Annotated in this window: 13 protein-coding genes; 9 read left to right on the plus strand and 4 right to left on the minus strand. The window is 43.5% G+C overall.

The window, feature by feature from the left end; all coding sequences use genetic code 11:
- Positions 1–59 precede the first annotated feature (59 nt).
- The 3 genes from OCV56_RS12240 to OCV56_RS12250 all read right to left on the minus strand — a co-directional run bounded on the left by OCV56_RS12240 (position 60) and on the right by OCV56_RS12250 (position 2,419).
- Positions 60–1,646 (minus strand): AbgT family transporter, encoded by a 1,587-nt coding sequence (locus OCV56_RS12240; RefSeq protein WP_086715207.1) that lies wholly within the window; start codon positions 1,644–1,646, stop codon positions 60–62.
- Positions 1,647–2,032: 386 nt separating this feature from the next.
- A complete protein-coding gene (ykgO, locus tag OCV56_RS12245; RefSeq protein WP_086715209.1) occupies positions 2,033–2,158 on the minus strand; it encodes a type B 50S ribosomal protein L36 in 126 nt (41 codons plus the stop codon).
- Positions 2,159–2,419, minus strand: a complete 261-nt coding sequence (locus OCV56_RS12250) for a type B 50S ribosomal protein L31 (RefSeq protein ID WP_086715210.1) — start codon at positions 2,417–2,419, stop codon at positions 2,159–2,161.
- A gap of 124 nt (positions 2,420–2,543) precedes the next feature.
- Between OCV56_RS12250 and tsaA the strand changes: the two genes are divergently transcribed.
- The 6 genes from tsaA to OCV56_RS12280 all read left to right on the plus strand — a co-directional run bounded on the left by tsaA (position 2,544) and on the right by OCV56_RS12280 (position 7,035).
- Positions 2,544–3,239: a tRNA (N6-threonylcarbamoyladenosine(37)-N6)-methyltransferase TrmO gene (tsaA, locus tag OCV56_RS12255; RefSeq protein ID WP_086715213.1), complete on the plus strand. Its 696-nt coding sequence runs from the start codon at positions 2,544–2,546 to the stop codon at positions 3,237–3,239.
- A gap of 101 nt (positions 3,240–3,340) precedes the next feature.
- Entirely contained in the window at positions 3,341–5,056 is a 1,716-nt protein-coding gene (locus tag OCV56_RS12260) for a proline--tRNA ligase (RefSeq protein WP_086715215.1), read from the plus strand.
- Positions 5,057–5,226: 170 nt separating this feature from the next.
- Positions 5,227–5,916, plus strand: coding sequence for a tellurite resistance TerB family protein (locus OCV56_RS12265; protein WP_086715217.1), 690 nt, complete (start codon positions 5,227–5,229; stop codon positions 5,914–5,916).
- 164 nt (positions 5,917–6,080) lie between these two features.
- The gene (locus OCV56_RS12270; protein ID WP_008222923.1) at positions 6,081–6,284 is read left to right on the plus strand and encodes a YaeP family protein; all 204 of its coding nucleotides are present in this window, start codon (positions 6,081–6,083) and stop codon (positions 6,282–6,284) included.
- A gap of 1 nt (position 6,285) precedes the next feature.
- The gene (locus OCV56_RS12275; RefSeq protein ID WP_004738555.1) at positions 6,286–6,477 is read left to right on the plus strand and encodes a DUF4250 domain-containing protein; all 192 of its coding nucleotides are present in this window, start codon (positions 6,286–6,288) and stop codon (positions 6,475–6,477) included.
- A gap of 231 nt (positions 6,478–6,708) precedes the next feature.
- Complete coding sequence (locus OCV56_RS12280; RefSeq protein WP_086715219.1) at positions 6,709–7,035, plus strand: hypothetical protein; 327 nt, start codon at positions 6,709–6,711, stop codon at positions 7,033–7,035.
- 332 nt (positions 7,036–7,367) lie between these two features.
- Here the strand turns inward: OCV56_RS12280 and glyA are convergent, their stop codons facing one another.
- On the minus strand, positions 7,368–8,618 hold the full coding sequence (gene glyA, locus OCV56_RS12285) for a serine hydroxymethyltransferase (RefSeq protein ID WP_048612231.1): 1,251 nt from the start codon (positions 8,616–8,618) through the stop codon (positions 7,368–7,370).
- Between the two features lie 347 nt (positions 8,619–8,965).
- Here glyA and OCV56_RS12290 point away from each other — a divergent pair, with 347 nt between their 5' ends.
- The 3 genes from OCV56_RS12290 (at position 8,966) to OCV56_RS12300 (ending at position 12,239) form a co-directional block, all read left to right on the plus strand.
- A complete protein-coding gene (locus OCV56_RS12290) occupies positions 8,966–9,568 on the plus strand; it encodes a YitT family protein (RefSeq protein WP_017060757.1) in 603 nt (200 codons plus the stop codon).
- Between the two features lie 82 nt (positions 9,569–9,650).
- A complete protein-coding gene (locus OCV56_RS12295) occupies positions 9,651–11,159 on the plus strand; it encodes a winged helix-turn-helix domain-containing protein (protein ID WP_086715222.1) in 1,509 nt (502 codons plus the stop codon).
- 144 nt (positions 11,160–11,303) lie between these two features.
- The gene (locus OCV56_RS12300) at positions 11,304–12,239 is read left to right on the plus strand and encodes a hypothetical protein (protein ID WP_228761201.1); all 936 of its coding nucleotides are present in this window, start codon (positions 11,304–11,306) and stop codon (positions 12,237–12,239) included.
- The last annotated feature ends 31 nt before the right edge of the window (positions 12,240–12,270 follow it).

Here is a 12,270-nt window from a genome sequence, read left to right on the forward strand (position 1 = left end):
TTGGTATCTCATAGTTTATTCTGTTGATAGCGAATCAAATACTCACTTATCACTGCTCACTAAGGCGTGTAGTACGTTGCAGCGCCCGGACCTACTGGTAGGCCAAATACAAATACCCAAACGTAGAACATTAAGCTCCAACCAACCAAGAACACGATTGAGTATGGAAGCATGGTTGCAATCAGAGTACCGATACCTAGGTTCTTCATGTAACGCGTCGCTACCGCAAGGATAAGACCGAAGTAGCTCATCATTGGAGTAATGATGTTGGTTGTTGAATCACCGATACGGTAAGCCGCCTGAATCGTTTCTGGTGCGTAACCTACTAGCATTAGCATTGGAACGAAGATAGGCGCTGTTACTGCCCACTGAGCAGAAGCTGAACCGATCATCAGGTTAATGAAGCCACACATTAGGATGAATGCGAAGAACAACATTGGACCCGTTAGGCCGATATCTTGTAGGAAAGTAGCACCTGCAACTGCGAATACTTGACCGAAGTTAGTCCACTTGAAGAAAGCGACAAACTGAGCAGCAAAGAACACAAGTACGATGTACATGCCCATTGAAGACATCGACTTAGACATTGCCTCGATCACATCACGGTCTGTTTTCATTGTGCCGGTAACTTTACCGTAAACAAAACCAGGAACCGCGAAGAATACGAAGATGAACGCTACGATACTTTTCAGGAATGGAGAACCTGAAACCGTACCTGCTGCTGAACGTAGAACACCATCAGCTGGAACAATCGTCCAAGCAAGAAGGGCTGAAACCGCTAGCACTGCTATACCCGCAAGCTTAAGGCCTTTCTTCTCAACGTCTGTTAGCTTGCCCATTGAATCATTTGATAAATCTTCAGACGCTTCTTCGTCGTTGTATTTACCCAGTTTTGGTTCAACAATCTTCTCAGTTACAAATGCACCTGTAATAGCGATGAAGAAAGTAGAAACAAACATGAAGTACCAGTTTGATTCAGGACCAACGCTGTAAGTCGGGTCAATCATTTGTGCTGCTGTTTCTGTGATACCAGAAAGCAGTGGGTCAACCGTACCGATTAGAAGGTTTGCAGAGTAACCACCAGATACACCAGCAAATGCTGCCGCTAGACCCGCTAATGGGTGACGACCCAAAGAGTGGAAAAGCATTGCTGCAAGCGGGATAAGTACTACATAGCCCAGCTCTGAAGCCGTGTTAGAGATGATACCTGCAAAAACGACAGTTACCGTAACCATGCGCTTAGATGCGCCCATTACCATGCCACGCATCGCAGCAGATAATAGACCTGAGTGCTCAGCAATTGCTACACCTAGCATTGCAACCAGCACGGTACCTAATGGCGCAAAGCCAACAAAGTTTTTAACTAGATTCGTTACGATGAGTTGTAAGCCTTCAGCATTCAGTAAGCTTACAACATAGATCATTCCGTCAACAGAACGACCTGGAGCACCTTCTGGGCGAGGGTCCATAACAGACACTTCAAAATATCCAGCGATACCTGAAGTAACTAGAATAGCGACACAGAAGATTGCGAAAAGAGTGATTGGGTGGGGTAATAGGTTCCCCAAATATTCAACACCATCGAGAAAACGGGTAAAAATAGGTTTCTTTGGCGAGTTGTTTTTTATTGAAGCTGATGAACTCATCAGTTCCCTCCTTGTAGTGATTCCTATGCAATTGTGACAAAAATGTTCAAATTGCCAGCGAAGGGTACGCGACAAAATTATCAATTAGAAATTCAAAATGTTACAAAATGTGTAACAAATGGTGATTTTTAACTCTATTTGAACAATTAATTAGCAAATAAATCTACATTAAATACAATATCTAGATTTATAATTCACAAGCACCCATTCACTACAAATATAACTAATAGTGTAACCCTTTGATTCACTTAAAAATAAAACACACCATACTCTAAATTAATACACGATACTCTGTAAGGTTCTTCTCGAGGGAAAAGAAAACAGACAAATGAATGAAGTTTGACCTCCCCCTCGTTTTTACACTCGTGTCACATCAATTTGACTGACTATTTCTGAACCGCCTTGAATCTCGGATTGGTTTTGCAGATAACATAATGACGTCCCCTGCGCTTTACTATCTGGCAATCTGGGTGACGGCTTCTTGCACTTTTAAGTGATTTCACAACTTTCATCTATTTAGCTCCCTTACCTAATTGACCAAAACGACGAGTAAAGTTCGCTACACGTCCCTCTTTATGTAGCACTCGTTGTTTACCCGTATAGAAAGGATGCGACTTTGATGACACCTCAATCGTGAAGTAAGGATAAGTATTGCCATCTTCCCATTCGATAGTACGGTCTGTTTTCAGCGTTGACCCGATTAAGAAGTACTCATCGATATTGGTGTCATGAAAAACCACAGGACGGTAATCAGGATGGATATTCGGTTTCATTGTATTTCCCTTAAATGACTCATTTGATATGTTATAACATATCAAATGATAATTATTATCAAAAGAAAGGCAAGCGATTTTATGATATTTTCCCGTCTTAAACGTAATCAGAGAACGCCCTGCTATGTACACCATTGAACCTGTTGGCTTTATTGAGTCTCCTTATAAAGAGAAGTTCGCTGTTCCAAGGCAGCCTAGGTTGGTACCCACATCCACCTCAAGAGTTAGGTTAACTGACGCAGCAAACTGCCTTGAGTCCGTTCGTGATATTGAGCAATTTAGCCATGTTTGGTTGCTATTTCTGTTCGACAAAAACCTTGAAGCAGGCTGGAAACCAACAGTAAGGCCACCTCGACTCGGTGGAAATGAACGCATAGGTGTGTTCGCATCACGTGCCACTTTTAGGCCGAATGGAATAGGCATGTCTGCGGTTGAGCTCAAAGGTGTCTCTCAAGAAAAGGGGCAAACTTGGTTGGATTTGGGCAGTGTTGATCTCGTCGACGGCACGCCTATCATCGACATCAAACCTTATATTCCCTATTCCGATTCGATTCCTGATGCATTGGGAGGGTTTGCCGCTGATGAGCCAAAGGTACTCGAAGTTAACTTTTCTCAACAGGCACAAAGTAAGCTCGCAAGCCACCCACAAGCGCGTCATATTATTCAGGTGATCAAAGAAGTATTAGGCCAAGATCCTCGTCCTGCCTATAAGAAAGGTAGGCCAGACAACAAGGAATATGCGGTAAATTTGTTCGATCTGAACGTGAAATTCGTTGTTGAGGCGCTTTTCATCAATGTAACTGACATTGAACGCTTTTGAGATCCCAAATAGGCTGATATTATATGCGGCTATATCAGATTTGCTGTGGTCACGAACGACAGCAAGTTTTCTTTTATCAATGATGAAACGGATACCATAGAATGCGTACCAGTAACTACCTTCTTTCTACTCTGAAAGAGACTCCAAACGACGCAGAAGTTATCAGCCACCAGCTGATGCTACGTGCAGGTATGATCCGTAAGCTAGCTTCAGGTTTATATACTTGGCTACCTACTGGTCTACGTGTACTGCGTAAAGTCGAAAATATCGTTCGCCAAGAGATCGATAATGCAGGTGCCGTTGAAATCTTGATGCCCGTAGTTCAACCGTTTGAGCTTTGGGAAGAGACTGGCCGTTCTGAAAAGATGGGTCCAGAGCTACTTCGTTTCACAGACCGTCACTCTCGTCCGTTCGTTCTTAGCCCAACAGCTGAAGAAGTAGTGACGAGCCTAGTACGCAACGAGATCAGCTCTTACAAACAGCTTCCTCTAAACCTGTACCAAATCCAGACTAAATTCCGTGATGAGCGCCGCCCTCGTTTTGGTGTAATGCGTGCACGTGAATTCTCTATGATGGATGCATACAGCTTTGATATCGACAAAGAAGGCTTAGAAAAGTCTTACCAAGCGATGCACGATGCTTACTGTAAAGCATTCGACCGCATGGGTCTTGAGTACCGTCCAGTATTGGCAGACTCTGGCGCAATCGGCGGCAGCGGCTCTCAAGAGTTCCACGTTCTTGCTGAAAGCGGCGAAGACCTAATCGCATTCTCTTCTGAATCTGATTACGCAGCAAATATCGAGAAAGCAGAAGCACTAGCTCCTACTGAAGAAGTTGCAGCGCCAACTCAAAAGATGGAACTGGTTGATACGCCAAACGCAAAAACAATTGCTGAGCTTGTAGAACAACACGGTCTAGCTATCGAGAAGACCGTTAAGACTCTATTCGTTAAAGCATCTGATGAAGTAGAAGCAGATATCATCGCTCTAATCATCCGTGGTGACCACGAGCTTAACGAAGTGAAGGCAGAAAACCTTCCACAGGTTGCTTCTCCACTAGAGATGGCTTCTGAAGAAGAAATCCGTGCACTTGTTGGTGCAGGTCCTGGTTCACTTGGCCCTGTTGGCCTAGAGCTACCATTCATCGTTGACCGCTCTGTTGCTGTAATGAGCGACTTTGGCGCTGGTGCAAACGTAGACGGTAAGCACTACTTCGGTATTAACTGGGGCCGTGACGTAGAGCTTGCTCAAGTTGAAGACCTACGTAACGTAGTTGAAGGCGACCTTAGCCCATGTGGTCAAGGTACTATCCAACTTAAGCGTGGTATCGAAGTTGGTCACATCTTCCAACTAGGTAATACTTACTCTAAAGCAATGAACTGTAACGTGCTTGGCCCTGATGGTAAGAGCGTAATCCTAGAAATGGGTTGTTACGGTATCGGTGTTTCACGTGTTGTTGCATCTGCTATCGAGCAAAACCACGATAAATTCGGTATCACTTGGCCAGACGCACTAGCGCCGTTCCAAGTAGCTATCGTACCAATGAACATGCACAAATCTGAGCGCGTTAAAGAAGCCGCTGAGAAGCTATACGCTGAATTAACAGCTATGGGTATCGAAGTTCTATTCGATGACCGTAAAGAACGTCCAGGTGTTATGTTTAAAGATATCGAGCTAGTGGGTATTCCTCACACTATCGTTATCGGTGATCGCAGCATGGACGAAGGTAACTTCGAATACAAAAACCGCCGCACTGGTGATAAAGAAGCTATCGCAATGGACACGGTTATCGAGCACCTTAAAGCTCAACTAGCTTAGTAATCCGATTACTGACTAGATAAACATTGAAAGGCTGCCATTAGGTAGCCTTTTTTGTTCCTGCTATTAATCACCTAACGTAAAGAAATGTCAGTTAATCCTCTGTTCATCTAACAGTCCGTATATTGATGTCATCAACTTTTTAGACATGCTCACCATTGGAGGTATCGATGGATATCAAAAGCTTACTGAACCAAGCACTTAAATCAGATCTCGTTAAACAAGGTACTCAGAAACTTTCACAAGGGTCTTCTAGTTTAAGTGGCCTTTCTCAAAGCAGTAATGGCAAGAGTAGCAGTAAAAGTACACTCGGCGCCTTCGGTGCTGGCGCTGTTGGTGGTGGACTGTTAGGGGCGTTAATGGGCTCTAAAAAGACCAAGAAAATGGGTAAGAAAGCGGCAGGGATTGGCGGCGCAGCAGCACTGGGCGCTTTGGCTTATAAAGTCTATAACGACTACCAATCTAAACAAGGGCAGACTCCCAATGTCGAACAGGCTCAGTTTGATGAAAATGATGCAAACCACAGTGTTCTGATTCTACGATCGATGATAGCCGCGTCTAAAGCTGATGGCCATGTTGATGAAGAAGAGATGGCTAAGATAGAACAAGCCGTCGAGAATATAGGCGCTGATTATCAACTGACTAAATTGGTATCTGAAGAACTGCACAAGCCACTCGACCCAAGCGAAATCGCTCAACTGGCAACGTCACCTCAACAGGCGAGTGAGATCTACTTAGCCTCTTTAATTGTGGCCGACGAACAGAACTTCATGGAAAAGGCGTACCTAAAAGAGCTCGCGAAGCAACTCAACCTTGCTGATGAAGTCACCTATCAACTTGAACAACAAGTCTCTGGCTAATCGTTAAATACCAAACAAATCAGTAAAGAGAAGCCTAAGCAGCGAACTAACCAAGTCAGATATTGAGCAAGGACAAACTAACTCTGAACTTGATCAGATCCACTTTGTTTTTGCTTATCTCTATGTGTATATTGAGATCAGTTATCATTTGGTTAGGTATAAAAATGAAAGTATACGATTGTTGTGATTTGGTTCGTGAACTGTATTCTCAAATTGGCAGTGGCGACCAAGGCTATATCCCTAAAGCGATCACCTGCGCAGTAAAAACATTGAATGACCTTGCTGCCGATGAGTCTCTTCCTAAAGAAGCTCGCGAACGTGCAGCCTTTGCCGCTGCTAACTTACTGATTTCAGATTTCGAGGACTAATATGAACCTCGCTAACTTTGAAAAAATGGATCCAGTGATGTTGATGAGCATCGTCAACATGAAGCTTCGTGACGACTTCGGCGGTGATTTAGATCGAGTGGTCAACTTCTACGAAATCGACAAAGCGGCATTGATCGCGAAGCTCGCGTCTGCTGGTTTTGAGTATCTTCCAGAAGCCAAACAGTTTCGATAACCATCAAAACAAGCTTGATTTTGAAAGGCCAACCTCAGTGTTGGTCTTTTTTATTGGTGATACGTATTAAATAAACATGTAGTTAGCCAGTTATAAATTATCTGTCTACATCTATACTTTTATATCTTAGAGTCAGCGAACGCTCCTTGAACCAAGGCATATTGTTGTATAGTCTAACTAAAATAATACGTAAAACTCATCACTCAATATGATGACACCGAAGGATTAACAATGAAAAAACTCGGACTTTTGGCAGTTTTTGCTGCAACACTGATGGCAGGTTGCGCTTCAAATACACAGCAAGACAACTTTCGTGAAGCCTCTTTTGAGCTGTGTAACACTGAAGTCGATATTTACTCGGTAAGCCATGATGAAAGAGTACGAATTGTCTGTTCTGATGGCTCTAAATTCGCTTTAAACAACGAAGATACGCTAGAAGTAATGCGTGATATCAATATTGACTACTGTGACGGCGAAGGCTTAGGTAAATTTAACGAGAGCCGCCATTATTACTCATTCAAGTGTAAGTCTGGCACCCTGCTTAGTATCAGAAAGTAGAACCAACATAAGAAAATCACCAAGGGTTGATGTGCAAATATCAGCCCTTTTTTAGTACCCGCCTTTTTGTGCCTCAGACTCTGCTGACCACCAGATACAAAAAAGGCTCCCAACAGGAGCCTTTCAAACCGTATTTTTCAATCAAATAACTTTGGTTCAAGGAAAAGGCGTAGAGTTTTCAACACCCTTCCCTAAAACAAAAAGGCCCCCAACAGGAGCCTTTCAAATCGTACTTTTCAGTCAAATAGCTTTAGTTCAAGGAAAAGGCGCGGAGTTTACGAATGTAAATGAGCACCTTTGACACAGAAATTAAGCTATTTGAGCCAGAAAAATTAAGCGTAAACAGGTAGACGCTTACAGATCTCTAATACTTTTGCTTTAGTCGCTTCGATAACAGACTCATCACCCATGTTATCTAGGATGTCACAGATCCAACCTGCTAGCTCTTTCGCGTCTGCTTCTGAGAAACCGCGACGAGTGATAGAAGGAGAACCGATACGGATACCTGAAGTAACGAATGGGCTACGTGGGTCGTTTGGTACTGAGTTCTTGTTCACAGTGATGTTCGCTGCACCTAGTGCCGCATCTGCTTCTTTACCTGTGATGTCTTTGTCGATTAGGTCAACTAGGAACAGGTGGTTCTCTGTAGAACCTGAAACGATGTTGTAACCACGTGCTAGGAATTCAGCAACCATTGCTTTTGCGTTAGCCACTACACGAGCTTGGTATTCTTTGAACTCTGGCTCTAGAGCTTCTTTGAACGCTACTGCTTTACCCGCGATAACGTGCATTAGAGGGCCACCTTGGCCACCTGGGAATACTGCTGAGTTTAGCTTCTTGTAAAGATCTTCGCCTTCGTTAGAAAGGATAAGACCACCACGAGGACCCGCAAGCGTCTTGTGCGTTGTTGTTGTAACAACGTGAGCGTGTGGAACTGGGTTCGGGTAAACGCCCGCAGCGATTAGACCAGCAACGTGAGCCATATCTACGAAGAAGTAAGCACCTACTTTGTCAGCAATTTCACGCATGCGCTTCCAATCACAAACTTGAGAGTAAGCTGAGAAACCACCGATGATCATCTTAGGTTTGTGCTCGATAGCTAGCGCTTCCATCTCTTCGTAATCGATTTGACCTGCTTCGTCGATACCGTAAGGAATGATGTTGTAAAGCTTACCTGAGAAGTTTACTGGAGAACCGTGAGTTAGGTGACCACCATGTGCAAGGCTCATACCTAAAACGGTATCACCAGCATTCAGTAGCGCCATGTATACAGCGTTGTTTGCTTGAGAACCTGAGTGAGGTTGTACGTTTGCGTATTGAGCGCCAAACAGTTCACATGCACGTTCGATTGCTAGAGTTTCAACTTTATCTACGTACTCACAACCACCGTAGTAACGCTTGCCTGGGTAGCCTTCAGCGTATTTGTTTGTAAGCTGAGAACCTTGAGCTTCCATTACACGTGGGCTTGTGTAGTTTTCTGAAGCGATAAGTTCGATGTGCTCTTCCTGACGAAGAGTTTCTTCTTGGATAGCTGCGAATAGGTCCGCATCGTAATCAGCAATGTTCATGTCACGCTTAAGCATCTGTATCTCCTGACTCAGATTGTACTGAAAGTTTCAAAAAAACCACACAACGACCGAAAGCAAACGTTTCCGTCACCGTTTTGATGTGACGCATTCTACATAATTTGAGCTAGGTCATAAAGAGCTAATTGCAATTTTATCATGCAGTTTTTTCATAATCACAAATAAGATTCATCATGGTTATTAAGCTGATCCAACCAAAGATGACGCTTACTGTCAATTTTACGCTTTACACCCTGTAAAACGCAGATTACATAGGTTTACCTTAATTTTGCACCTCAAGCTACCGAAAGCTAAGGTTTTTATCTACTATGCACGCCTTTATTGGTTAGGTAATTATAAAAACGATGGAAAAACACTCACGTAAAGAAGATTGGGTAGCAATCCTCACTGGCACATTTTTAGTAGCGTTAGGCGTCTTCTTTTTACAGTCAGCGAACCTGCTTACTGGTGGCACTACTGGCTTGGCTCTGCTTTTGAGTCAATTCTTGCCTGTAACCTTTGGTATTTTGTACTTTGTTGCCAACTGTCCATTCTATTTATTGGCATGGAAACGATTCGGCCGTAGCTTTGCTATTAGCAGTGCGATTTCTGGTGCTTTAGTGTCTGTGTTTGCCGACCATTTATACTTAGTTATCTCGCTAGAAGTTCATAACGAAATCTACTGTGCAGTTGCTGGCGGCTTGTTAATGGGCTTAGGTATGCTAATCCTATTTCGTCACCGCTCAAGCCTGGGTGGTTTCAACGTATTGTGTTTGTTTATCCAAGACCGCTACGGTATCTCCGTAGGCAAAACCCAAATGGGTATTGATGCCTGTATTCTGTTTGCATCGTTCTTCTTTGTATCGCCTTGGGTGATTGCCGTATCTGTTTTAGGCACCGCAGTATTGAACATCGTATTGGCAATGAATCACAAACCAACTCGCTACTCGGTGAATTACGCGTCTTAATACCAATCACCTTATGAATTACTAGCTGTTTTTAATAACAAAAACAGCTAGTATTTAGGTTTTATAAACCGTCGCCTTTTCTATGCAAGATTACCTCTCTAGCGCCAAAGACCAACAAACCTCTATTTATATTGAAGGCTTGGAATTCAACCCCAACACACGAGTCTTAAGCTGCAACGAGCAGGTCATCGATCTAGAACCTCGTTCTATTGAATTACTCGAACTGTTTCTGACTAGCGTGGGTCAACCGCTCGCAGCTGAGCAGATCATCGAGTCGGTTTGGCAAAGTAACTTCATCTCGAAGAATGTACTTACCAACAGGATCAGTACACTGCGCTCTGTGCTGCAGAAGTACCTACCAGAAAGTGATGCGACTAAGATCTTGGTCACCTACCCACGCAAAGGGTACTTCCTTAACCCAAACTCTGTAAGTTTGGTCAACACAGAGCCCGCTCCCCTTGAGAGCACCGAACAACCTCAAGCGAATGCAAATACATCACCGTTTAATCTTTTGTTACTGTCCTTCTCTGTTGTGCTGCTGATAAGCACCGCGACTTTAGGTTATATGTTTTGGCACTCTTCAAACCAAGCCTCTGAGCTTGAACGCACACAGAGACTGATCCCCAAAGTCGAGCTACTGCTAAACCGTATCGATGCTATTGGAGACAATGCGAGAACGCATCGCAAAGCCGTTAAAGCGCTACTGCTTCAACAACAAATTGAATACGCTTATACCGACTTAGCAAATCAAGATGCACCAAGTTACTTCGTAGACCCAATAGACAGCACGCCCTTCTTTCCGGGCGCCAAGAACATGCGCACCAGTGATTACCTGCTTAACATCCAGCTAAAGGATCAAGAAGTAGATAAACGCCTTGCGGCTAAAGTCAGCCTTATTTACCCAAGCTCAGGGAAGCTTGCTTTCCGCGGTGTCTATTCAATAGGGATAGATAACCTCAGTGAAGACTTGATGGAGATAAATAGGGAACTAGCAAATTACTTCGCTTTGCCTGCTCCGCTATCACCAGAATGGTCTGTCAATGACAAAGAGCTCAGAAACTTGCTTGACGGTGAAACACTGAAGCTTGATAGCGTGCCACTCAACGTGATGACTTCAACATTGATCGCACGACAAATGGCACTCTTTGAGACTGACCACCAGCGACTGAACAGTTTCACTAGCCTGGTGCAAACACGCTTTAAGTTGATTCCCGACGAGCTCAAACTCTGGCTTGGGATCATTCATTTTAAGTTAAGAGATCTACAAACCGCGAAGGAATTTCTGACCAACACGGCAGGTAATTCGACCATTGAGAACGCACTGGTCTATATGATGATTTCCCATATAGCTTACAAGCAAGGGGACATGGATAAGTTTCGCCTCAACTACATGGAATCCTTAGTCGCGTTATTGCGAGTGGTTCCTTCAGAAGAGTTGTTTGCTCGCTTATCCAAACCTGAGTCGAAATCGACCTGTCTCCAGCCTTGGAAAAATCTAAAATTGAGCATCAAGGAGCCACTGATCATCAAGCAATGGGAAAACCTAATGCTTAACTATTGCACGAATGTCGGTCATCAACTTTCTGAATGAACAAACATAAAACATTTAAAAACAAAAGCTTAAATATAAATTAAGATCTTATGTATCTTCATTTTTTGCCCTATTAACTCTCTCACCAATAGCATTCCTAAAAACATCAGGCCGCTCTAGGCCAACTATATTAGGAATGCTCACATGAAAAAATCCATGACGCTGCTTGCGACTTCTCTCTTTGCTCTTTATGGCTGTGGCGGCGGAGGTGGCTCATCTTCATCTGGCTCTACTGGTACAACTCAGTTCGATTACCCGATCAACAACTCTCAGTTTGCACCAAAGAACATCACATTATTGTCTTACCTAATATCAGAAGATGGCGGAGAAAACGTAGCACTGGATCTTGCATACCGAGATATCAGTTCACAGCAGATGTTGGCCAATATTCAGTTGGAATTAGATAAATTGGCGATCTCTAACAAGACCGAAGGCGTAGTTGAATTGGAGAAGCTAAAAACAACGTTAGAGAGCATGGTAAACAGCGGCATCAACGACTTCTACGCCGCTGATATGACAGTACAAGGTGAAACAGGCAGTGAGTTGTTTTACAAAGGTAGTGATGGCTTTGTTAACTCAGTTGATTCCAATATAGAATTAAGTAATGGTGAGACTGTCGACTTTTTGGTGACCAACCCAGTATTCAAATCTTCAGGCAGTACGGTAAAAGAAAAAAGCCCCAATATTAGTCACAGCAGTAGTTCTGTCGGGCTTTCGTTTGAAGTTACTACTGGTCAACTAGAGGCCTTGCTTGATGATTTCTACGAAGGCGATATTAATGATTTAGGACCGTCAGACACACGATGTGATTTCCATTGGCAGCAACAAGTTTCCGAAAATGGTCAGCGCTCAACGGTAACTGTTCAAGACAAGAAAATTGAAACGGCGTACCTGAAAGTTGAAAACACTTACAACGTTGTTTGTGATGGGTATGATTCAGCTGAATTTCAAAGCAATGCTGAAACATGGTTCAACCCAAGCTTTGGCGTTGTGAAAATGATGGACTGGGATGAAAAGAATGGCACCCAACTGAGCGAAGCGACGTGGATTCTCGATTCATTTACGGTCAACAAAGGCTAGCAACCGAAGCCTTCCATTAGAGAATAGGAAG

Source organism: Vibrio gigantis (genome assembly GCF_024347515.1).
Lineage (GTDB): Bacteria > Pseudomonadota > Gammaproteobacteria > Enterobacterales > Vibrionaceae > Vibrio > Vibrio gigantis.

Excerpts from the sequence above, each read along its gene's own strand:
- OCV56_RS12240 (WP_086715207.1), bottom strand. The coding sequence starts at position 1,646 with ATGAGTTCATCAGCTTCAATAAAAAACAACTCGCCAAAGAAACCTATT.
- ykgO (WP_086715209.1), bottom strand. The coding sequence starts at position 2,158 with ATGAAAGTTGTGAAATCACTTAAAAGTGCAAGAAGCCGTCACCCAGAT.
- OCV56_RS12250 (WP_086715210.1), bottom strand. The coding sequence starts at position 2,419 with ATGAAACCGAATATCCATCCTGATTACCGTCCTGTGGTTTTTCATGAC.
- tsaA (WP_086715213.1), top strand. The coding sequence starts at position 2,544 with ATGTACACCATTGAACCTGTTGGCTTTATTGAGTCTCCTTATAAAGAG.
- OCV56_RS12260 (WP_086715215.1), top strand. The coding sequence starts at position 3,341 with ATGCGTACCAGTAACTACCTTCTTTCTACTCTGAAAGAGACTCCAAAC.
- OCV56_RS12265 (WP_086715217.1), top strand. The coding sequence starts at position 5,227 with ATGGATATCAAAAGCTTACTGAACCAAGCACTTAAATCAGATCTCGTT.
- OCV56_RS12270 (WP_008222923.1), top strand. The coding sequence starts at position 6,081 with ATGAAAGTATACGATTGTTGTGATTTGGTTCGTGAACTGTATTCTCAA.
- OCV56_RS12275 (WP_004738555.1), top strand. The coding sequence starts at position 6,286 with ATGAACCTCGCTAACTTTGAAAAAATGGATCCAGTGATGTTGATGAGC.
- OCV56_RS12280 (WP_086715219.1), top strand. The coding sequence starts at position 6,709 with ATGAAAAAACTCGGACTTTTGGCAGTTTTTGCTGCAACACTGATGGCA.
- glyA (WP_048612231.1), bottom strand. The coding sequence starts at position 8,618 with ATGCTTAAGCGTGACATGAACATTGCTGATTACGATGCGGACCTATTC.
- OCV56_RS12290 (WP_017060757.1), top strand. The coding sequence starts at position 8,966 with ATGGAAAAACACTCACGTAAAGAAGATTGGGTAGCAATCCTCACTGGC.
- OCV56_RS12295 (WP_086715222.1), top strand. The coding sequence starts at position 9,651 with ATGCAAGATTACCTCTCTAGCGCCAAAGACCAACAAACCTCTATTTAT.
- OCV56_RS12300 (WP_228761201.1), top strand. The coding sequence starts at position 11,304 with ATGAAAAAATCCATGACGCTGCTTGCGACTTCTCTCTTTGCTCTTTAT.